This is a genomic window from Salinicola avicenniae (assembly GCF_023736115.1).
GTDB classification, from domain to species: Bacteria; Pseudomonadota; Gammaproteobacteria; order Pseudomonadales; family Halomonadaceae; genus Salinicola; species Salinicola avicenniae.
Window position 1 is genome coordinate 18,414 of record NZ_JAKQZC010000003.1, and the last position, 21,849, is coordinate 40,262.

The window sequence follows — 21,849 nt, forward strand, 5'->3', positions numbered from 1 at the left end:
GTCTTGCCGTTTTGCGCAGGCGGAGAGCGGAATGGCCCCGAGCGGAAAAGGTCAGCCCCAGGCAGAGCCCACATTTCTCTGGCACGACTATGAAACCTTCGGCGCCGATCCGCGACGGCATCGGCCGTCGCAGTTCGCGGCGATTCGCACCGACGCCGATTTCAACGAGATCGGCGAGCCGCTGACGCTCTATGCGCGCCCGGCCGATGACGATATCCCCCATCCGCAGGCCTGTCTGATCACCGGTATCACGCCGCAGGCGGCCCTTCGACGCGGAGTGCCGGAGGTCGAGTTCGCCGCGCGTATTCAGGCGGAGATGCGTGTGCCCGGCACCTGCGCGGTGGGTTACAACAGCCTGCGCTTCGACGATGAAGTCAGCCGCCATCTCTTCTACCGCAATCTCATCGATCCCTACGCGCGTGAGTGGCAGAACGGTAACTCGCGCTGGGATCTGATCGATGCCGTGCGCGCATTCTATGCGCTGCGCCCGGACGGTATCGAATGGCCGCTGCGCGACGATGGCGCGCCGAGCTTCAAGCTGGAGCACCTGACCGCGGCCAATGGTATTGCTCACGAGGGCGCGCACGACGCGCTCTCGGACGTACGCGCCACCATCGGCATGGCGCGCTTGCTGCGCGAGCGCAATGCCAAGCTGTTCGACTATCTGCTGTCGCTGCGCAGCAAGCGTCGCGTTGCGCAGTTGCTCGATATCGACGCGCGCAAACCGATGCTGCATGTCTCGCGCCGCTATCCGGCCAGCCGGGGTTGCAGTGCGCTGATCGTGCCGTTGGCGGCGCACCCGTCCAACCCCAATGGGGTCATCGTCTACGACCTGGCAGTCGACCCGGCGCCGCTGTTCTCGCTCTCCGCCGAAGAGATTCGTGCCCGGGTCTTCGTCAGCGATAGCGAACTCGCCGAGGGCGAGGCCCGGATTCCGCTCAAGGTGGTGCATCTCAATCGCAGCCCGGTCGTGCTGCCGATCTCCGCGGCCGATGCCTCGGTGGCCAATCGCCTCGGCCTGGATCGCGATCTGTGCGAGCGCCACTGGCAGGCATTGGTGCAGAACCCGGAATCCGCGACCAAGGCGGCAATGGCGTTCTCCGAGGCGCCGGCCGACCCGCCGCGCGACCCGGACCTGATGCTCTACTCCGGAGGCTTCTTCTCGCCGCATGACCGCCAGGCGATGGAGCGGGTGCATGCCACGCATCCCGAGGCGCTCGCTGATACCGGGTTCGCCTTCCAGGATCCGCGGCTGGAGGAAATGCTGTTTCGACTGCGCGCGCGCTCCTACCCGGAGACGCTCTCCAGTGAAGAGAAGTCGCAGTGGGAGGCCTACCGCTGGTCACGCATGAACGATGCGCAGAGTGGGGCGCTAACGCTGAAGGAGTTCGCGCGCGAGATCGAGCGGCTCAACCAGACCTCGCTCGAGGATCGCCAGCGCCAGATACTCGAGGAGCTGGTGATGTACGTCGAGTCGATCATGCCTGAGCAGGCGTTCGGCACCTACTGAATCGCAGCGGCGGTGTCAGATGAGCCACCCCGGATCGCCGATCCGGGGTGTTTTTGTAGGTACGTTGCCTGGGCGGGCGGTGTCGTTCAGGGCAGCGGCGTGAAGCTTGAGATCAGCGAATCGATATCGCTGGCCTGATCGCCAGCATCGGCACTGATCGTGAGTGGCGCCGTCTGACGCAGCGCCTGCCAGGCCGACTGCAGCTGGTCGGGAGTCAGGCTCTCGACCCGTTCGGCCAGATGCTCGCGGCGCTCGAAGTCGACCTGCGGGTAGGCCAGGGTCTGCCATAGACGGCTGGCGCGCTCCGACAGCGACTGGTCGCGCTGGCGCAGCTGTTGCACCACGGCCTGCCGATAGGGGGCCAGCTGGGCTTCGTCGAGCGCGGCGATACGCGAATCGAAGTCGGCCAGAAAGGCATCCATGCGCTCGCCGATGGTCGTGCTGGAGACACTGGGAGACTGGACCAGCAGCGCCAGCCCGGGAGCGTCCAGCAGCGGCGCATAGCCGGCGTTGACGATATAGCCGAGCTGCTCGTCGGTGCGCAGCGTGGCAAAGAACGGCGGGCCGATCAGCTGGCCGAGGATCGCGAGACTGGCCTGTGTCTCCAGCGAGCGATCGGTGCCCTGAAGATATCGCAGCATGGCGGCATCGTCGCGCGTTGTGGCGGGGTGCAGGACCGGCGGCTGCGCGGGGACGTCGAGCACCGCGAGTGGCGGAATATCGCTCGCGCGCAAGGTGGGCGCAAGCGCGTTGGCGACTTGAAGTCCCTCGCGATGGGCGAGTGTCGCATCCAGATTGCCGACGGCCATCGCCTGTACGTAGAGCGATCCGAGGAACGTGCGGCGATAGGCGCGCAGATCGTCGGCGTCGAGGTCACGAATCGCCGCCAGCAGGTTGGCGGTGCTCACCTGGGGGCGAATCAGTGCTTCGCCGAGGGTGCGGCGCACCTGAGAGTAGAGCGCGTCCTGCGGCGCGTTCTGCCAGTCGCGAATCAGTCCCTGGCGAACGCGTTCGACGCTGGCGTCGGTAATTTCGCCCTGTTCCAGCTGCGCCACCACGGTCTGCATCAGACGCATCTGGTGATCGCGCCAGCCGGAGAAAGCAAGCGTGATGCCGCGGCCGTGGGCGTAGGCGGAGAAGTCTTGCCCGGCCAGCGTTGCCGGATAGAAGCGCTCGTTGAGCCCATCATTGAGCCAGCCGGCCAGCAGGCGGGTCAGCGCGGCGTGGCGGGCATCGATCGAGGCTTCCGGGTTCTGCAGGCTGAAGTGCCATGCCACCCGAGGCGCGCCGAAATCGCTGTCTGCCTGATGCCATATCTCGAGACTGCCCGTCTCGACCAGCTGCTGTGGCGGCTGCGCATCGAACGTCTGCAGGCTCAGATCGTCAGCGATATAGGGATTGGGGGCGGGCAGGGCGAGGCCATCGAGCGGCTCGGCTCGCGGCCATTGGGCGACACGGGCAAGGCGATAGGGGGCGCCGAAATAGGGCGTAGTTTTCTCACCCTCCACGTCAGGCCCGCTGTAGACGCGTAACAGGTTGTCCGGCGTCAGGTCCTTCAGCAGGTCGTCGATCGCGTCGGCATCGAAGTCATCCATGCGGTAGGGCGCGTACTGCACATCCTGCAGCGGGTAATAGGCGAGACTCATGGCGAGCCCGCTGACGGTGTCGATCGGATCGCTGCGTTGCTGGAAGCGGAAGGTTTGTTCGGCCAGCGTCGCTTGCTCGTCGTAGCGCCACGCCTCGACGCCCTGTTCGCGAATTCGGCGGATCTGGTCGAACAGGCTGGCCTGGATCTCGTCGAGATGGGACAGGCCGGCCGGCGTCAGGCTGATCGAGATGTCGAACAGCGCCTCGCGGCCGTCGCTCTGCCGCGTCCCGGCGGAGAGACCGTCGGCCCAGCCGGCCTGACGTAGCCTGGCGAGCAGGCTCCCTTCGCCTTCATGGCCAAGCAGGTTGGCGACATAGTCGTCGGGCTTGGTGGTGTAGTGGGCGATCGGGTCGTCGATCGGAAACAGGAACTCGAGCTGCTGGCGCGCCTCGCGACGCTGGACGCGCAGCGTCGCCGGCAATTCGTCGGCGGTCGCTAGCGGCGCGTCGATGACCGGCTTCTCGAGATCGCGGTCGGGGATCTCGGCGAAGCGCTGACGCACCTGCTGTTCCAGCGTGTCGAGCGGTGCCGGCGACAGAGCGACGAGATGCATCACATTGGCATCGTAGTGGCGTTGGTAGAAGTCGAGCAGGGCCTGGCGCAGCGGACGCTTCTCGCTGTTGAGCGTATCCAGGCTGCCGACCGCGAAATGGTTGATCGGGTGCGCGGGGTTGAGCGCCTTGCCGAGTGCCTCGTTGATACGCCGGCCGTCGTCGTCGCGGCGCGCCTGGTACTCGGAGTTGACGGCGTGGCGCTCCCGGTCGACGTAGTCCGGGTTGAACTGCGGTGAAATGAAGAACTGCGAAAAGCGGTCGAGCGCCTCCGGGAATGCCTCGGGATCGACGTCGAAGAAGAAGTTGGTGTCCTGATCGGCGGTGAAGGCGTTGTGCGAGCCGCCATTCTGGTTGATGAACCGCTGGTAGCCGTCAGGGTCCGGATAGCCTTCGGTCCCCAGGAACAGCATGTGTTCGAGAAAATGCGCCAGACCGGGCATGTCGTCGGGGTCGTTGTCGCTGCCGACGGAGACGTCCATGGCCGCGGCGGCCTTGTCGGCAGCGGGATCGCTGATCAGCAGCGCCTCGAGGCCGTTGTCCAACGTGATCGCGCGGTACTCGCGGTGGTCGTTAGGACTCTGTATCGGTGTCGTCGGTGCGGGATCTGCGAAAGCGGCGGTGGTGACGAGGTGAAGGCCGATCAGCAGGTGAAACCCGGCCAGCCAGCGTCTGGCGCGAGCGGGGCCGGCGTGGAATCGCGGCATGGTAACTCCCTTCTGTGAGTAAGGCTGGTTAACGGACGCGGCGAGCGCTAGCGTCGGCGTGGCGCGGCACCGGTTCGCTCGCGGCATGGGCACGGCATAAGCGCCTTGCCGGCAATCATGGCGTCCAGACGCGCATGGGGCCGACCGGATACGCGCAGGCCCACTCCTGGTGCGCGGGATCGTTCACTCGCTTCGAGACCGGAAAAGCGCCCAACAGTTCCCGGTCTGCCGGTTCGAGCAGGGCTTCGGCGTGGTCCGTTGCGGTATCTGCCGCGAGCCAGGTGGCCGCCTGCCGCGAATCGATAATCGCCGGCAGACGCTCGCTGAGCGGCGCGACGAACGCCGAGACCGGGACGGTGATCAAAGCGAAAGAGTCTCGCGATACCTGGCTATCCAGCGCGTAGCGCGACCATAGCGCCGCGAGCAGCAGCGGGCCACGATCGGTACGAGTGATCAGAAACGGCTGCTTGCCGCGTAGGCCCGGCTGCCAGACATAGATCCCGGAAACCGGCAGCAGGCAGCGACGTGATGCCAGCGCCTCGCGGAACATGGGCCGTTCTTGCAGCGACTCGGCGCGGGCGCAGTGCGGGGCATGGTCGAGCACCTTGAGCCAGGTCGGCGTCAGCCCCCAGAAGGCCTCCCGCAGAACGGTCTCTCCCGCTTCATGACGCAGGATCGACAGCCAGCGGCGGGGAGCCGCGTTGGGCGTCAGGATGGGCGGCTCGCTGCTGCGAAAGCCCGGCAGTGTGCGATCGCGAGTCCAGTCGTCGATATGCAGGCGACCGGCCATGGTTTCTCCTTTCGCGGTGACATGAGGCGGCGGGCAACAGCCTATGCCACTGCCGAGCCTGGGCCAAGGCGTATTCGCCGGCGCGTCAGCGGAACGCACCGGACACTCCCGCCGGCGAGCGCAAAACACTTGCGAAATCGTCGCGTTAATGCGCATAAGCTTGCGTTTACGCACATTGACGATATGCTAGGAAACGCTGTTCGATTTAAAATCACGACAAGATTCCCGGCAAGCGGGATTCGGCAGCGCTTCACCACTATTCCGAGCGAGGGACCCGATGGCTCGACCGCGACAGCACGCTCCCGAGGCGCTTCATGCGCAGGTCATGGCCGCCTGCGACGCCTGGTTGTGCGACAACCCCGTGCATACGCTGTCGCTGCGTTCGTTAGCTCGTGACGTCGGCTGTGCGCCGAGCACGCTGCTCAAACTCTACGGCAGCTTCAGCAACCTGCTGCAGTACGTCAATATCGAGACTCTCGATCGCATGGGCAAGGCGGTCGCGAGCCTGGACGAGAGCGAGCCGGAGCCGCTGCTCAAGGCGCTGGCCCACGCCTATTGGCATTATGCTCACGAAGAGCCCCACCGCTGGCAGATGCTGTTCGAGTTTCCGCTGGCCGAGGAAGGCGAGCTGGACGAGCGTCAGAATCATATTATCGAAGCGCTGTTCGTGCGCGTCGAAAGTGCCCTGAAAGTCCACCAGCCGACGCTGGATGATGCCACGGCGCGGCGTATGGCGCGGACGCTCTGGGGTAGCGTTCACGGTCTGGTGCAGCTGGGGCTCAATGATCGTCTCGGTTACTGGCAGGGGCAGCCGATGGCGGTCGGAGAGCTGCTCGATCAGCTGCTCTCGACCACACTGGCCGGGCTGCGTCACCTGCCAGACGCCTCGTGACCCCCGGGTTGCTCACGCAGCGCCGGTTTGCGCCCTTCTTCTGGACCCAGGCGCTCGGCGCCTTCAACGATAACCTGTTCAAGAATGTCCTGCTGCTGCTGTTGACGTTTGTCGCGGTACCTCGCTATGGCTGGGATACCGGGCTGCTCAACAATCTCGCCGCGGGTCTCTTCATCCTGCCGTTCTTTCTCTTCTCCGCCTGGGGCGGCACGCTCGCCGATCATCTGGACAAGCAGCGGCTGGTACGCCGACTCAAGCTACTCGAGCTCGTGACCATGCTGGTCGCGGCGGCGGCGATCTGGTTCGAAGCGTTCGGTCTGCTGCTGGCGTTGCTGTTCATGATGGGCACGCAGTCGGCCCTGTTCGGGCCGGTCAAATACGCGATTCTGCCGCAGCACCTGGCCGCGACGGAGCTGCTGCGCGGCAATGCCTGGGTCAATCTGGGGACCTTCGTGTCGATTCTGCTGGGCACGCTGCTGGCAGGCGTACTGGCCTCGCTGGAGGGCGCCTGGGCGCGGGCGGCGATTGCCGGGGCGCTGATCGTCATCGCCCTGGTCGGCGTTGTCGCCAGTCTGGGGATTCCACCGGCGCCGCCGAGCGAGCACGGGCGCGTGCCGTGGCGACCGTTCTCCGGCAGCTGGCGTGTCCTGCGAGATGGTTTGCGCGGGCGCAACGTGCGTGCGGCGCTGTTCGGTATCAGCTTCTTCTGGTTCCTCGGTGCCTGCTATCTGACCCAGCTGCCGGCGTGGGTGCGTGACGTGGTGCACGGCAGCGAGGGAGCGGTGAGCTTCATGATCGGCGCCTTTGCCGTCGGCGTCGGTCTGGGCGCGCTGCTCTGTGCACGCCTTTCCGCAGGTCGTCTGGAATTGGGGCTGGTGCCGCTCGGAGCGCTGGTGATCGGGGTTTCCGGCATCGAACTGGCGGCTCAGGGGCCCTTGCCCGGCGAGCATCTGGCGCTGGTCGCGCTGCTGCAGATGACCGACTTCTGGCGCATGAGCACGCTGCTGGCCCTCGTCGGCCTGGGGGGCGGCCTCTACAGCGTACCGCTCTACACGCTGATGCAGCTGGCCAGCCCGGAGGCGCGGCGGGCGCGGGTGGTCGCCGCCAATAACATTCTGAATGCGTTGTTCATGATTCTGGCGGCCGCCTTCGGCATCGTGATGCTGAGCGTGCTGGCTCTGCCCCTGACGACGCTGTTTGCCTGTCTGGGTTGGCTGACGCTGACGCTAGGCGTCCTGCTGCTGGTTCGCAACCCGCGCCCGGCGCTGCGCTTGAGCATCTTTGCGCTGGTGCGCGTGCTCTACCGTCTGCGCTGTCGTGGCCGCCACAATGTGCCGGCGGAAGGTCCGGCGCTGGTGGTCTGCAACCATGTCAGCTTCATGGATGCGCTGGTGCTGGGCGGGGCTTGTCCGCGCCCGCTGCGTTTCATGATGGATCGCCCGATCTACGAGTCACCGTGGCTCAACTGGTTCTTCCGTATCGCCGGGGCGATTCCGGTGGATTCGGACCGGCGCGATCCGGGCGGTGTGCGTCGCGCGCTGGAGGAGGTCAGCCGGGCATTGCGCAACGGCGAAGTGGTGATGATCTTTCCCGAGGGCCGGCTCACGCCCGACGGCGACGTCCACGCCTTCCGTCGGGGGCTGGACCTGGTGCTGGCGCGAGATCCGGTGCCGGTGGTGCCAGCGGCGCTCTCCGGCCTGTGGGGGTCGTGGACCTCGAACAAGGACGGCAAGGCGCTGAGCAAGTGGCCGCGCCGCTTGCGGGCTCGCGTGCTGCTGGTTTTCGGGGAGCCGATCCCCGCGGGGTACTCGCCGCGCCGCACGCTGGAGCGTCGCGTGCGCGGGCTCAAGCGTGCCGGCGACAAGCGTCTGGCGCGACGCCTCGGCACGCCGGTCTAGGGGGCGTCGCCTTCTCGGCGTTCGCCTTGCCGCGTCTCCATCCTCTGTTTCTTACTCTTACTCGCTGCTGCGCCGCCGAACGCCCTGCTGCCAGCAGCGGACCGAGGTGATCAGGTTGTCCTTGATATCGAGGATCTCGAAGCGCGTGGCGCCGATCTGCAGGCACGCCTGAGCGTCGGGGAACGCCTCCAGGTGCTCGAGGATCAGCCCGTTCAGGGTCTTGGGGCCGTCCGTCGGCAGTTGCCAGCCCAGTGCCTTGTTGAGTTCGCGAATGTTGGCCGTACCCTCGATCACGTAGGCGCCGTCGGTCTGCGGGTGGATGTCGCGGTAGGTGGCGGCGACGTCCGTGGTGAACTCGCCGACGATCTCCTCGAGAATGTCCTCCAGCGTTGCCAGTCCCTGCACGTCACCGTACTCGTCCACGACCACCCCGATGCGGCGTTTCTGCTGCTGAAAATTGAGCAGTTGCGTGTGCAGCGGCGTCGACTCCGGCACGAAATAGGGCTCGCGTGCCTCCTGCACGATCGAGGCCTTGGACAGATCCGGTTTGCTCATGAAGCGCGAGGCGTTGCGTAGATGCAGGATGCCGATGATGTTGTTGATGTCACCCTTGTAGATCGGCAGTCGGTTGTGCTGGCTCTGGCGAATCTGCGTCAGCAGGGTCTCGAGGTCGTCGTCCAGATCGAGCCCGATGATCTCGTGGCGCGGCACCATGATGTCATTGACGGTGACGTTTTCCAGGTCGAGAACAGAGAGCAGCATCGCTTGGTGGCGGCTCGGGATCAACGAACCGGCCTCATGGACCACGCTGCGTAGCTCGTCGCGGGTCAGGCTATCCTTGCCCGCCTCCAGGTGGCGCACGCCGATCAGCCGCAGCAGCGAGTTGGAGATGGCATTGACCAGCCACACCATCGGATAGAACAGCCGCAGCAGCGGCGACAGTACGACCGAGGCCGGCAAGGCGATGCGATCCGGGCGAATGGCGGCATAGGTCTTTGGTGTCACCTCGCCGAAGATGAGCACCACGATAGTCAGGGCCAGGGTGGCGATGGCGGGGCCGGAGACATCGCCGAAGAAGTGGATGGCGACGATAGTAGCGATCGAGGCGGCCAGGTTGTTGACCAGGTTATTGCCGATCAGGATGACGCCGAGCAGGCGGTCCGGTCGCTTGAGCAGCTCGGCTACACGGCGGGCCGAGCGCGATCCGCTTGCTGCCTGGTGATTCAACCGATAGCGGTTGATCGACATCATGCCGGTTTCGGAACTGGAGAAAAATGCCGACAGGCAGACCAGAACGAAGAGCAGGCCCAGCATCAGGCCCAAGGGTATGTCGTCACTCAAGACGGGGATTTCCTCGTGGAATTGTCAGATTGTTGTAGGGGGTTGCCCGCGGGCTGTCAACGCCGGGAGGCGGGCGCTGTTGTCTCGTGCCGCTGCCTTTGTCCCTACCCCGCGGCTCGGACGATCGTATCCGGACACCCGGGCGTGAACATTGGTATATCGGCTCAGGCGTTGTAGTGGAAGACGTATTCGAGCACGAACTTGGTGCCGAAGAAGGCCATGACGAGCACCCCGGCGCCGAGTAGCGTCCAGCGCACGGCCTTGGGGCCGCGCCAGCCGAGATAGTGGTGGCCGGCGAGCAGCCCGGCGAAGATCAGCCAGGCGAGCAGGGAGAGGATGGTCTTGTGCGCCAAGTGCTGCGCGAACAGATTGTCGACGAACAGGAAGCCGCTGACGATGGCCACCGTCAGTAGCAGCATCCCGCACCAGATCAGTTCGAACAGCAGCTGTTCCATGCGCGTCAGCGGCGGCAGGACCTGCACGATGCCGCCGGTCTGGCGCCGCTTGAGTGCCTGGTGCTGGAAGGCGACCAGCAGTGCCTGCACGGCAGCGATAGCCAGAAACGCGAAGGCCGCGATCGAACTCAGGATATGGAAGTAGAGGCCGGGCGAGACGCCGGATTCGGTCATCGTGCTGGGCATGCCGATGGCCGCGACGATGGTCACGGCCGCCAAAGGAAAGACACAGACACCGGCGTTGAGCACGGGCTTGAACAGGCTCACCAGCAAAAGCAGTGCCACCACCAGCCAGCCGGCCAGGGCCGCGCTTTGGGTCAGGCCGAGATGCAGGCCATGCGGGCCGAGTACTACCAGCCCCAGGATCACGCCGTGACAGGCCAGCGCCGCCAGGCCGATACTGCGTACCCAGCCGGGACGTTCGGCGACGCGCCGCGCCAGACTGAGGCTCTGCCAGAGCCCGGCAGCGAGATAGCAGACAATAGCGACAAGGGCGAAGGGGAGCGCCGGCATCGGTGATTTTGCCTCGTTGCGCGACCGAAGCGGTCGCAGTGACGGTGAAGTAACCAGAGAGCGGATCCGCCATAACGGTCCGCGAGCATCGTGCCCGAGGACGTCTCGGTGGCCCGGCGCGACGATGGCTGGCATCGCGACGAGGCTCGAACGAGAGTCAATCGCGATTCGTCAGCCACTATACCGGTTCCCCGCCAGCTCGCCCAGCCATGGCGCATGGAGCTAACGGCTCGGCATGCGTATAATGATGCCCCAAATTCTATTCACGGCGCCGCCATGCCCGTTGCCGACGAGCTCGGCGCCCGGCATTGCCGCTCGGAGCGTTCCATGTTCGAAAGTCTTTCCAATCGCTTGTCGCAGACGCTCAAGTCGATTACCGGCCAGGCTCGCCTGACCGAGGACAACATCAAGGATACCCTGCGCGAGGTGCGTCGTGCGCTGCTGGAAGCCGACGTCGCGCTGCCGGTCGTCAAGGACTTCGTGGATCGCGTGCGCGAGCGCGCGGTCGGCCAGGAGGTCTCGAAAAGCCTCTCGCCGGGTCAGCAGTTCGTCAAGATCGTCCAGCAGGAGCTGGAAGCGATCATGGGGCAGGCCAACGAGAGCCTGAGCCTCAAGGGAGCGCCTTCGGTCGTGCTGATGGCGGGCCTGCAGGGGGCGGGTAAGACTACCTCCGTGGCCAAGCTGGCCAAGTACCTGCGCGAGCGCGAGAAGAAGAAGGTGCTGGTAGTCTCCGCCGACGTCTACCGCCCGGCGGCGATCGATCAGCTGGAGACGCTGGCGAAGGAGGTCGAGGTCGACTTCTTCCCCTCGACCAGCGCCGAGCAGCCGGTGGCTATCGCCGAGGCGGCGATCAAGCACGCCAAGATCCAGTTCCATGATGTCGTGCTCGTCGATACAGCCGGCCGTCTGGCGGTGGATGAGGCGATGATGGCCGAGATCCAGGCGCTGCATCAGGCGATCCAGCCGCAGGAAACGCTGTTTGTCGTCGACGCGATGACCGGCCAGGATGCTGCCAATACCGCCAAGGCGTTTCGTGATGCGCTGCCGCTGACCGGGGTGATCCTGACCAAGGCGGACGGTGATGCGCGGGGCGGGGCGGCGCTCTCGGTACGCCATGTGACCGGCAAGCCGATCAAGTTCATGGGCATGGGCGAGAAGGTCGATGCCCTGGAACCCTTCCACCCCGACCGCGTCGCATCGCGGATTCTCGGCATGGGCGACGTACTGTCGCTGATCGAGGAAGCCGAGCGCAATGTCGACAAGGGCCAGGCCGAGAAGCTGGCCAAGAAGGTCAAGAAGGGGCAGGGGTTCGATCTCGAGGATTTTCGCGACCAGCTGCAGCAGCTCAAGAAGATGGGCGGCATGGGTGGCCTGATGTCCAAGCTGCCCGGCATGGGGCAGATGGCGGAAATGGCCCAGAACAAGGGGGCCGAGCAGGAGTTCGGCAAGCTCGAGGCATTGATCAACTCGATGACGCCCCAGGAGCGACGCAAGCCCGAGATCATCAACGGCTCGCGCAAGCGCCGTATCTCCGCCGGTGCCGGCCTGCAGGTGCCTGATATCAACCGACTGCTGAAGCAGCACAAGCAGATGCAGAAGATGATGAAGAAGGCCGGGCAGAAGGGCGGCATGCAGAAAATGATGCGCGGCATGTCCGGCATGATGGGCGGCGGCGGTGGCGGACCGGGTGGCCCTGGCGGCATGGGTGGTCCGGGCGGCATGGGTGGCCCGGGCGGCGGCGGCGGCGGATTTCCCTGGCGCTGATGTCGCGAGACCAGGCATGGGGCGTGCGGCGACGTGGCGTCCCAAGGGCAACAAAAGGTTCCCAAGTCGCGGTCTTTTCCGTAGAATGCTGCGTCTTCGTCTCGGGCGTAGGTCCGAGAAGACTAGATTCCGTGGCGTAACGATTAACTTAACCGAAGGATTATCAACGCAATGGTTACCATTCGTCTGGCACGTGGTGGCGCCAAGAAGCGTCCCTTCTACCATCTGGCCGTCAGCGACTCTCGCGTTTCCCGCGATGGCCGCTTCATCGAGCGTGTAGGCTTCTTCAATCCGATCGCTCGCGGTCAGGAAGAGCGTCTGCGCGTCGATCTCGAACGTATCGCTCACTGGCAGTCTCACGGTGCGCAAATGTCCGAGCGCGTCGCCGAGCTGGTCAAGGAAGCACGCAAGGCCCAGGCCTGAGACTGAATCATCATGCCGATAGCGGTCAGTCATACAGTGGAAGACGACGAAGCCCAGCATGTGCTGCTGGGGCGTCTGACCAGTCCGCACGGCGTGAAGGGTTGGCTCAAGGTCTACTCGTACACCAGTCCGCCCGAGGGCATTTTCGAGTACCCGATCTGGGTGCTGTCGCGTCAGGGCACACTCGCCTCGCGACGGCTGCTCGAAGCGCGCCCGCAGGGCAAGGGCCTGGTCGTACGACTGGAAGGCATCGATACGCGCGAACTGGCCGAGCAGTGGGCCGGTGTCGACGTGTGGGTGGAAAAATCGGCGCTACCCGATCTGGATAGCGGCGAGTATTACTGGCATCAGCTGGAAGGCCTCGAGGTCGAAACGCGCGACGGCGACAAGCTGGGGCGTGTCGATCATCTTTTCGAGACCGGCGCCAACGATGTCCTGGTGGTCAAGCCTGCCGAGGGCAGTCTCGACGACCGTGAGCGGCTGCTGCCGTTTCTGCCCGACGACGTGATCGTGCGGGTCGATCTGGAAGCGCGCCGCATGACGGTCGATTGGGACCCCGATTTTTAACGTCCCGGCCAGGCAGGGCAGCCGAGTTCGGCTCGCCAGCGACGGGTAGGAGAAGCGTACCGTGTGGATTGGTGTCGTCTCCCTGTTCCCGGAGATGTTCGAGGCCATTACCCGGCACGGCGTGACGGGGCGCGCCGTGGATCGCGGATTGCTCGAGATGGCTTTCTGGAATCCTCGGGACTACGCCACGGACAAGCATCGCACGGTCGATGATCGCCCCTATGGTGGCGGCCCCGGCATGCTGATGAAGGTCGATACGCTGCGTGGGGCGCTTGCCGAAGCACGCGCCGGCGCCGAAGCGGCCGGGTGTCAGCCGACAGTGATCTATCTGTCGCCACAGGGGCGACGACTGGATCAGGCCGGGGCCCGGGAGCTGGCGTCGCGTGACGGACTCATCGTCGTGGCGGGTCGCTACGAGGGTATCGACGAGCGCGTGGTGGCCGCCGACATCGATGAAGAGTGGTCGATCGGCGACTATGTGCTCAGCGGCGGCGAGCTGCCGGCGATGGTGATGATCGATGCGCTGGCGCGCGAGGTGCCCGGGGTGCTGGGACATCGCGATTCGGCGAGCGAGGACTCCTTCGCCGACGGGCTGCTCGACTGCCCGCACTATACGCGACCCGAGGTGATCGATGATCACCGGGTGCCGGAAGTGCTGCTGAGCGGTAACCACGAGGCGATTCGCCGCTGGCGCCTGAAGCAATCCCTCGGGCGTACCTGGCTCAGGCGCCCGGATCTGCTGGAGAGCCAAACGTTGGATCGCGAGCAGCAGCGGCTGCTCGATGAATTCATCGAAGAACACGTCGCACGCGACGGCGGTGCATAGGGCGATAGGGCATCGCGCCTGTGCGTCACTCACGATTCCGCGCCGGCATGCGCCGAGCGCCGGGTTATGGAATGGTCCGGCAAAGACCGCCGGCATTTCACCGACAGGAGCAGCAACAATGAGCAGCAAGAATCAGATAATCCAGGCGCTCGAATCCGAGCAGATGAGCAAGGAAATCCCGGCGTTCGCGCCCGGCGATACCGTCATCGTTCAGGTCAAGGTCGTCGAGGGCAACCGCGAGCGTCTCCAGGCATTCGAAGGCGTCGTCATCGGTAAGCGCAACCGCGGTCTGAACTCCGCTTTCACCGTGCGCAAGATCTCCCACGGTGTTGGCGTCGAGCGTACCTTCCAGACCTACAGCCCGCTGGTCGCCGGTATCGAAGTCAAGCGTCGCGGCGACGTGCGTCAGGCCAAGCTGTACTACCTCCGCGAGCGCAGCGGCAAGTCCGCGCGTATCAAGGAAAAGCTGGGCTGATTCGACTGGCGCTCGGGTGCCACGCCGAGCGCTGTCGATTGCCAAGCTTGAAAACCCCGTGGGCCGCTCGGCCCACGGGGTTTTTGCGTTATGCTGATGCCTTTTCGATGATCGGCTCATGAACCGAGAGACTCCGCATGAACGACGTTGATCGACGCGATGCCTTTCTCGATGCGCTATGGCTGGAGCGCGGCGTCAGCGAGCACACGCTGAGCGCCTATCGCCGCGATCTCTCCGGCTGGATTGCCTACCTCGACGCCTGCGAGGAGCGCCTGCTCGCCCCGGGCGAGACGACACTGATCACCTTTGTCGAGCAGCGTCGCGAGACCCATCACGCCCGCTCTATCGCACGTCAGCTCTCCTGCCTGCGGCGTTTCTATCGCTGGGCGCTGGCGGAGGGGCTGATGCACCACGATCCGCTGGCAGAGATTCAGCCGCCGCGCATCCGTCCCAGCTTGCCCGACACCCTGGACGAGGCGGACGTCGATCGTCTGCTGGGGGCGCCGGACACCGAGACGCCGCTCGGTCTGCGCGACCGGACCATGCTCGAAGTGCTCTACGCCTGCGGCTTGCGTGTTTCCGAACTCGTCGGGCTCACGGTCAGCGCGGTCAATCTTCGTCAGGGGGTGGTGCTGGTGCGCGGCAAGGGTGACAAGGAGCGACTGGTACCGCTCGGTGAGGAGGCGCTTGCCTGGCTCGAGCGTTACTTGCGTCAGGGCCGTAACGAGCTGATGCAGGATATTCGGCGGCCGCCGTTATTTCCGGGGCGCCGCGACGGTTTCATGACGCGTCAGACCTTCTGGTATCGTCTCAAGCACTACGCCGAGCTGGCCGCCATCGGCAAGTCGCTCTCTCCGCATACCCTGCGCCATGCCTTCGCGACCCATCTATTGAATCATGGGGCCAATTTGCGTGTCGTACAGTTGCTGCTCGGTCACAGCGATCTGTCGACCACGCAGATCTATACCCATGTCGCCCAGGCGCGACTGGAAGCGCTCCACGCAGAACACCATCCACGAGGTTGAACCATGAGAAGTCGTTTGCTGTCCGCTCTCGCCCTGATCGGCACTACGTTATCCGCCGTCGCGCTCTCGCCTGCCGCGATGGCCGAGCCACCGGCCGACCTGGCCGATAAGCTCAATGCCCATGGCGGGCAGCCTCTGCCGATCGAGTCGATCGAAGAGGCCCCGATTCCCGGGCTTTATGAGGTACGTCTGAGCGGCGGCAATACGCTCTACGCCGATGGTGACGGCGAGTACATGGTCGTTGGCGATCTGTATCGCAATACCGACGACGGCATGGTCAACCTCACCGAGCAGGCTGCCAACGAACGTCGTCAGGCGTTGATCGATGCCGTGCCGGAATCGCAGCGCGTAGTCTATCGACCCGCTGGCGACGTCAAGGCACGGCTGACCGTCTTTACCGATACCACCTGCCCCTACTGCCACAAGCTGCACGCCGAGATGGCGCAGCTCAACGAGATGGGCATTCAGGTCGACTATCTGGCGTTTCCGCGCATGGGGCCGAACTCTGACGCCGCGCGTCAGCTGGCCAACATTTGGTGTGCCGACAATCGCTCCGAGGCGATGAGCGCGGCGTTCCGTGGGGACGAGGTGGCGAATACCGAGCGCTGCGATGCGCCGATCGCCAGCCAGTATCGGCTGGGTGTCGCGTCCGGTATCCAGGGCACGCCGGCGATCATTTTCCCCGACGGCAAGATGGTGCCGGGCTATTTGCCCGCGGGGCGGCTGGCGGCCATGCTCGGCATCGACGACGGAGAGAACGGCTGACGGCGGCTGAAACGCGCAGGCTTGCTTGACAAGGGGGCCGGGGCTTTCTACCGTGACCGCCCTTCAGCACGCAACGTGCGGCCTGGAGGGCGATTCGGTCAGCGATTATCAGCAGGGGGAGTGTCATCTTGAATCCGGTGAGAGTGGGTATCTGCGGTCTGGGCACCGTGGGCGGTGGCACCTTCGATGTGCTGACACGCAACGCTGACGAAATCGCTCGACGTGCCGGTCGTCCGATCGTGATCGAGCAGGTCGGCGCGCGTCGCGACAATCCCGACTGCGATACCTCCGGCGTCAAGGTGACGCGCGATATCTTCGACGTCGCCCGCAACCCCGATATCGACGTGGTGGTGGAGCTGATCGGCGGCTACGATGTCGCGCGCGAGCTGGTCATGACCGCGATCGAAAACGGCAAGCACGTGGTGACCGCCAACAAGGCGTTGATCGCCGTTCATGGCAACGAGATTTTCCGGGCGGCCCACGCCAAGGGCGTGATCGTGGCGTTCGAGGCGGCTGTCGCTGGCGGCATTCCGGTGATCAAGTCACTGCGCGAGGGCCTGGGTGGCAATCGCATCCAGTGGCTCGCCGGCATCATCAACGGCACCGGCAACTACATCCTCACTCACATGCGCGATGAAGGCCGCACCTTCGACGACGTGCTCGCCGAAGCGCAGGCGCTGGGCTATGCGGAAGCGGACCCGACCTTCGACGTCGAGGGTATCGACGCCGCGCACAAGCTGACCATTCTGGCCTCCATCGCCTTCGGCTTGCCGCTGCAGTTCGAGCACGCCTATACGGAAGGTATCGCCCGTATCACGGCCGAGGACGTGGAACAGGCCGACAATCTCGGCTACACCATCAAGCACTTGGGGATCACGCGTCGCAGCGACAACGGTGTCGAGCTGCGCGTGCATCCGACCCTGATTCCCAAGGAGCGACTGCTCGCCAACGTGCATGGCGTCAAGAACGCCATCTCGGTGATGGGCGATGCGGTCGGACCGACCCTCTACTACGGCGCCGGCGCCGGCGCCGAGCCGACGGCCTCGGCGGTCGTCGCCGATCTGCTGGATGTGGCGCGCGACATCACCACCGCACATCACTACCGCGTGCCTTATCTCGCCTTCAGCGGCGTCAACGACGAGGCCAACGCCCTGCCTATCCTGCCGATGGAGGAGATCGTCACCGCCTACTATCTGCGCCTGCTGGCGGTGGACCGGCCGGGCGTGCTGGCCCGGGTCGCGACCATTCTTTCCGAGCAGGGGATCTCGATCGAGGCGATCATCCAGAAGGAAGCGACCGAGGGCGAACTGGTCCCGATCATTCTGATGACGCACCGCACGCGCGAGCAGCACATGAACGAGGCCATCCGTCAGCTCGAGTCGCTCGCCGACATCGCCGGGCCGGTGACGCGGATTCGGGTGGAATCCCTGGACGAGCAGGAATAAGCCACGGCGCGGGCGGTGGCGATAGCGGCGTTTTCCCGCGGCGGGGCATACGAATCACGGGCCAGCGGCTCACTACCGAACGGAAATGACGATGCGTTACATCAGTACGCGCGGGCAGGCGCCGGCGCTCAATTTCGAGGAAGTGGTGCTGACCGGCATGGCCAGCGATGGCGGTCTCTATGTGCCGGAAACGGTGCCACAGCTATCGCGTGACGAGCTGGCCGACATGGCCGGGCTCTCCTATGCCGAGATTGCCTTTCGGGTGATGAAGCCGTTTGTCGGCGGCGAGATCGACGATGACACGTTCCGCGGCCTGGTGCGCGAGGCCTACGCCACCTTCAGTCATGATGCCGTGGTGCCGCTCAACCAGCTCGACAGCAATCATTTCCTGCTGGAGCTGTTCCACGGCCCCACGCTGGCCTTCAAGGACGTCGCGCTGCAGCTGCTGGGCCGCCTTCTCGATCACTTCCTCGCCAAGCGTGGCGAACGGGCGGTGATCATGGGGGCGACCTCCGGTGACACCGGTTCGGCGGCGATCGAAGGGTGCCGCCACTGCGACAATCTCGACATCTTCATCCTGCACCCGCACAACCGGGTGTCCGAGGTGCAGCGCCGGCAGATGACCTCGGTGCTGGCCGATAACGTCTTCAATATCGCGATCGAGGGCAATTTCGACGACGCCCAGGCGATGGTCAAGGCGAGCTTCGCCGACCAGTCCTTCCTCAACGGCACGCGGCTGGTGGCGGTGAACTCGATCAACTGGGCGCGGATCATGGCTCAGATCGTCTACTACGTCGCCGCTGGCGTGGCGCTCGGCGCCCCGCACCGCGAGGTGAGCTTCTGCGTGCCGTCGGCCAACTTCGGCAACGTCTTCGCCGGCTACATGGCCTACAAGATGGGGCTGCCGGTCAAGCAGTTCATCATCGCGACCAACGCCAACGACATCCTGCACCGCACGCTGGCCGAAAACGACTTTTCCAAGCAGGAGCTGGCCGCCACGCTGGCACCGTCGATGGATATCGTCGTCTCGTCCAACTTCGAGCGTTTGCTGTTCGACGCCTACGATCGCGACGGCGAGGCGGTGCGCGAGCTGCTCGAGCGCTTCCAACGCGAGCCGGCGGCACTGGCGGAGGCGCCGTTGGCCCAGCTGCGCCAGAAGTTCGCGAGCTATAGCGTCGATGACAACGCCATTCTCGAGGTGATCCGTGACGCGCACCATCGCACCAAGGAGCTGCTCGACCCGCATACCGCGACCGGTTATCGCGCCGCCGAACAGGCCCGCGCCGATGCCACGACGCCAGTGATCACGCTGGCGACCGCGCATCCGGCCAAGTTCGCGGAAGCCGTGGTCAAGGCGGGTTTCGCCGGCGTACCGCTGCCGCCGCACATGGACGACCTGCTTGAGCGCGAGGAGCGCTACAGCGTGCTGCCGGCGGCGCTGGCCGCGGTGCAGGCGTTCGTCGCCGACAACCGTCGCTGAGCCTGGTGATGGATCAGGCTGGCGAAACCGCCCATGACCCCTCGCGCCGTCGGATCCAGCCTCGTCCGCGCGACGAAGCGATCTATCGCCAGGCGCTGGACGCCGGCACCAGCGAACTGCAGGCGCGTATTCTGGCCGGGCGCTTGCCCGGTCACGAAGGCCCGCTCGAGGCGCTGACCGCCCCGGCGCTGCGTCACTTGAGCCACCCCGAGAAACTGCAGGATGCCCGACGCGGCGCCGAGCGCATCGCGCAGGCGGTGGCGGAGGGCGAGCATATCGGCATCCTGACCGACTACGACGTCGACGGCATCACGTCACATGTGGTGATGCTGCGAGCGCTGACCGAACTCTTCGGCGTACCGGCCTCGAAGCTCCACAGCCTGATCGGTCACCGCATCAACGACGGCTACGGCATCAGTCTACCGCTGGTCGAACGCACCCTGGCGCTCGAGCCGCGGCCGAGCTTGGTGATCACCGCCGACTGCGGCTCCTCCGACGAGCCGCGTATTGCGCGCTTGCGCGAGGCGGGGATCGACGTGGTCGTGACCGACCACCATGCCTTGCCGCTGGCAGGTCCGCCTGCCTCGGCCTATGCCACCATCAATCCCACGCGTGAGGACTGTCCCTACCCCGACAAGACCATTGCCGGCTGCATGGTGGCCTGGCTGATGATGTCGCTGACACGGGCGGTACTGATCGAGCAGGGCGTGCTCTCCGCTTCCACGCCGAAGCTGTCGCCGTGGCTCTCCTATGTGGCGCTGGGCACCGTCGCCGACTGTGTCTCGCTCGGCGCCAGCGCGGCCAACCGCGCCGTGGTCACCTACGGCCTGCAACTGATCAATCGCATGGAGAGCGCCTGCTGGCGCGTGATGGCGGAGCGCCTGGGCGCCGATAGCGTGCCCTTCGATGCCGAGACGCTGGCATTTCAGATGGGCCCGCGCATCAATGCGCGCTCGCGGCTCGATGACCCCTACGCTGCGCTGCACTTCATGCTGGCCAGCGACGAGGCAACCGCGCGCCGCCATCTGCAGATGCTCGACGACGACAATCAGGCGCGCAAGGCGCTGGAAGCCGACATGGTCGATCAGGCGCGTCGGCTGGCGCAGCCGCAGCTGGCCCGCGATCTGCCGGTGCTGGTGATCTACCTGCCCGAGGGGCATGCAGGTGTGCAGGGGATCGTCGCCTCGCGGCTGGTTCAGGCCTATGGGCGCCCGACGGTGATCATGACCCCAGCCATGGCGCCGGAGATGTTGACCGGCTCCGGTCGTTCGATCGACGCCTTGCATCTGCGCGCTGCGCTACAGCGTACCTTCGAGCTGGCGCCCGAGAGCCTGCCGCGATTTGGCGGCCATCGTGGCGCGGCCGGCGTGGGGGTGCCGCTGGCCGAGCTGGAGCGTTTTCGCGAGGCGCTACGGCAGGCGGTGGACGAGCAACTGGGCGGTCGTGAACTCTACCCGGTGGTCTGGACGGACGGCGAGCTGGACGCGCCACAGCTGACGATGACCACGCTCGATGAGCTCGAGGCGCTGGCACCTTATGGCCGTGAGTTCGAGGCGCCACTGTTTGAAGGCCAGTTCGTCATCGAGCAGCAGCGTGCCGTGGGCGCCGACGGCAATCACCTGATGCTCGAGCTCGCCTGCGACGGCGTCGTCAACCGAGCCATCTGGTTTCGCGCGCTAGCCCCCGGCGAACCGGTCCCGACGGCCGTCGGCGACCGCGTGCGCTGCGCGTTCAAGCTTTCGCGCAATCGCTGGAAAGGGCGGGAGTCGCTGCAGCTGATGGTCGAGCACGCCGAGCGCTGCTAGACGCCGGGAGCGCTTCTCCGCGGCCTGAACGCCTCACGCTCGCGCCCTCGAATCGCCGGGAATCTCGGCACTGCCCCGCGCGCGTTGGCCTTTCCATTTCGCCTCTCTCTTTTACGCGCCCCTTAGCTTGCGCCGAGTTTACGCGCCCCTTGGCTTGCGCCGAGCCGATTGCCGTTATAATCCTGCCTCAGGCGCCACAAGCGCCGTTCATGATCACGGCTGCCTACCCGGCGGCGCGAACAACAAGGATTTCGAGATGGAATCGACGCAACGTCACCGTCCCTACGAGGATGTCCTGGCGATCATTCTGGGGTCGACCTGCGCCGCGCTGGGCCTGGCACTGTATCACCATGCCCAGATCCTGATCGGCAGTACCGCCGGCATGGCGCTGTTGGTTACCTACCTGACTGGCTGGAGCTTTGGTCCGGTCTTCTTCGTCGTCAACCTGCCGTTCTACTGGCTGGCCTGGCGACGGATCGGTCATCACTTCACGTTCAAGACCTTCGCCGCGGTGGCGCTGCTGTCGTGGATCTCGTGGATGCTGCCGGACTGGCTGCGAATCGGCGAGGTCGATCCGCTGTTCGCGGCGCTGGCCGGTGGCAGCCTGATCGGGCTGGGCGTGCTATTCCTGTTTCGCCACCGGGGCAGTCTCGGCGGTTTCAATATTCTCGCGGTCTATCTGCAGGACAAGTACGGCTGGCGTGCCGGCAAGGTGCAGATGGCCCTGGATACCCTGATCATGCTGGCGGCCTTCTTCGTGCTGCCGGTGTCCAACGTGCTCTACTCGATTCTCGGCGCCGTCGTGCTGAGCGCGATTCTGACCATCAATCATCGGCCCGGGCTCTACACGGGCGTCAGCCAGAGCTGACCCCGCCTCTTGCCGAGGGGGCGCCGTCGCCTTGTCTAGCCGCGCAGCCAGAACCACCAGACGATCAAGGCGATCAGCGCGATGCCAAGCGTGTTGAGCAG

18 protein-coding genes are annotated in these 21,849 nt (G+C 65.3%); 14 read left to right on the forward strand and 4 right to left on the reverse strand.

Going from position 1 to position 21,849, the window contains the following annotated elements; genetic code table 11:
• The first annotated feature begins 31 nt into the window (after positions 1-31).
• Complete coding sequence (sbcB, locus tag MC381_RS06610) at positions 32-1,510, forward strand: exodeoxyribonuclease I (protein WP_251976949.1); 1,479 nt, start codon at positions 32-34, stop codon at positions 1,508-1,510.
• A gap of 86 nt (positions 1,511-1,596) precedes the next feature.
• Here the strand turns inward: sbcB and MC381_RS06615 are convergent, their stop codons facing one another.
• Complete coding sequence (locus MC381_RS06615; RefSeq protein ID WP_251976950.1) at positions 1,597-4,416, reverse strand: insulinase family protein; 2,820 nt, start codon at positions 4,414-4,416, stop codon at positions 1,597-1,599.
• Between the two features lie 115 nt (positions 4,417-4,531).
• Positions 4,532-5,206, reverse strand: a complete 675-nt coding sequence (locus tag MC381_RS06620; protein WP_251976951.1) for an SOS response-associated peptidase — start codon at positions 5,204-5,206, stop codon at positions 4,532-4,534.
• A 277-nt stretch (positions 5,207-5,483) separates the two neighbouring features.
• On the opposite strand from MC381_RS06620, the gene MC381_RS06625 reads away from it, so the two are divergent.
• Both MC381_RS06625 and MC381_RS06630 read left to right on the forward strand, forming a co-directional pair.
• Positions 5,484-6,098 carry a TetR/AcrR family transcriptional regulator gene (locus MC381_RS06625; RefSeq protein WP_251976952.1) on the forward strand — a complete coding sequence of 205 codons (615 nt, stop codon included), beginning with the start codon at positions 5,484-5,486 and terminating at the stop codon, positions 6,096-6,098.
• Complete coding sequence (locus tag MC381_RS06630; protein WP_251976953.1) at positions 6,095-7,996, forward strand: MFS transporter; 1,902 nt, start codon at positions 6,095-6,097, stop codon at positions 7,994-7,996. The genes MC381_RS06625 and MC381_RS06630 overlap by 4 nt, the downstream gene beginning before the upstream one ends.
• Positions 7,997-8,053: 57 nt before the next feature.
• On the opposite strand, the gene MC381_RS06635 is transcribed toward MC381_RS06630, so the two are convergent.
• On the reverse strand, positions 8,054-9,337 hold the full coding sequence (locus tag MC381_RS06635; RefSeq protein WP_251976954.1) for an HlyC/CorC family transporter: 1,284 nt from the start codon (positions 9,335-9,337) through the stop codon (positions 8,054-8,056).
• A gap of 164 nt (positions 9,338-9,501) precedes the next feature.
• Positions 9,502-10,305, reverse strand: a complete 804-nt coding sequence (locus tag MC381_RS06640) for a cytochrome C assembly family protein (protein WP_251976955.1) — start codon at positions 10,303-10,305, stop codon at positions 9,502-9,504.
• Positions 10,306-10,632: 327 nt separating this feature from the next.
• Here MC381_RS06640 and ffh point away from each other — a divergent pair, with 327 nt between their 5' ends.
• The 11 genes from ffh (at position 10,633) to MC381_RS06695 (ending at position 21,748) form a co-directional block, all read left to right on the forward strand.
• A complete protein-coding gene (ffh, locus tag MC381_RS06645; RefSeq protein WP_251976956.1) occupies positions 10,633-12,069 on the forward strand; it encodes a signal recognition particle protein in 1,437 nt (478 codons plus the stop codon).
• Positions 12,070-12,240: 171 nt separating this feature from the next.
• Entirely contained in the window at positions 12,241-12,492 is a 252-nt protein-coding gene (rpsP, locus tag MC381_RS06650; protein ID WP_251976957.1) for a 30S ribosomal protein S16, read from the forward strand.
• A 12-nt stretch (positions 12,493-12,504) separates the two neighbouring features.
• Positions 12,505-13,059 carry a ribosome maturation factor RimM gene (gene rimM, locus MC381_RS06655; RefSeq protein WP_251976958.1) on the forward strand — a complete coding sequence of 185 codons (555 nt, stop codon included), beginning with the start codon at positions 12,505-12,507 and terminating at the stop codon, positions 13,057-13,059.
• 61 nt (positions 13,060-13,120) lie between these two features.
• Positions 13,121-13,885 carry a tRNA (guanosine(37)-N1)-methyltransferase TrmD gene (gene trmD, locus MC381_RS06660; protein WP_251976959.1) on the forward strand — a complete coding sequence of 255 codons (765 nt, stop codon included), beginning with the start codon at positions 13,121-13,123 and terminating at the stop codon, positions 13,883-13,885.
• A gap of 118 nt (positions 13,886-14,003) precedes the next feature.
• The gene (gene rplS, locus MC381_RS06665) at positions 14,004-14,360 is read left to right on the forward strand and encodes a 50S ribosomal protein L19 (RefSeq protein ID WP_251976960.1); all 357 of its coding nucleotides are present in this window, start codon (positions 14,004-14,006) and stop codon (positions 14,358-14,360) included.
• Between the two features lie 137 nt (positions 14,361-14,497).
• Entirely contained in the window at positions 14,498-15,385 is an 888-nt protein-coding gene (gene xerD, locus MC381_RS06670; protein ID WP_251976961.1) for a site-specific tyrosine recombinase XerD, read from the forward strand.
• Positions 15,386-15,388: 3 nt separating this feature from the next.
• The gene (locus MC381_RS06675) at positions 15,389-16,150 is read left to right on the forward strand and encodes a DsbC family protein (protein WP_251976962.1); all 762 of its coding nucleotides are present in this window, start codon (positions 15,389-15,391) and stop codon (positions 16,148-16,150) included.
• Between the two features lie 128 nt (positions 16,151-16,278).
• A complete protein-coding gene (locus MC381_RS06680; RefSeq protein WP_251976963.1) occupies positions 16,279-17,595 on the forward strand; it encodes a homoserine dehydrogenase in 1,317 nt (438 codons plus the stop codon).
• A 91-nt stretch (positions 17,596-17,686) separates the two neighbouring features.
• Complete coding sequence (thrC, locus tag MC381_RS06685; RefSeq protein WP_251976964.1) at positions 17,687-19,075, forward strand: threonine synthase; 1,389 nt, start codon at positions 17,687-17,689, stop codon at positions 19,073-19,075.
• Positions 19,076-19,083: 8 nt separating this feature from the next.
• Positions 19,084-20,880 carry a single-stranded-DNA-specific exonuclease RecJ gene (recJ, locus tag MC381_RS06690; RefSeq protein WP_251976965.1) on the forward strand — a complete coding sequence of 599 codons (1,797 nt, stop codon included), beginning with the start codon at positions 19,084-19,086 and terminating at the stop codon, positions 20,878-20,880.
• Positions 20,881-21,136: 256 nt separating this feature from the next.
• Entirely contained in the window at positions 21,137-21,748 is a 612-nt protein-coding gene (locus MC381_RS06695; protein WP_251976966.1) for a YitT family protein, read from the forward strand.
• The last annotated feature ends 101 nt before the right edge of the window (positions 21,749-21,849 follow it).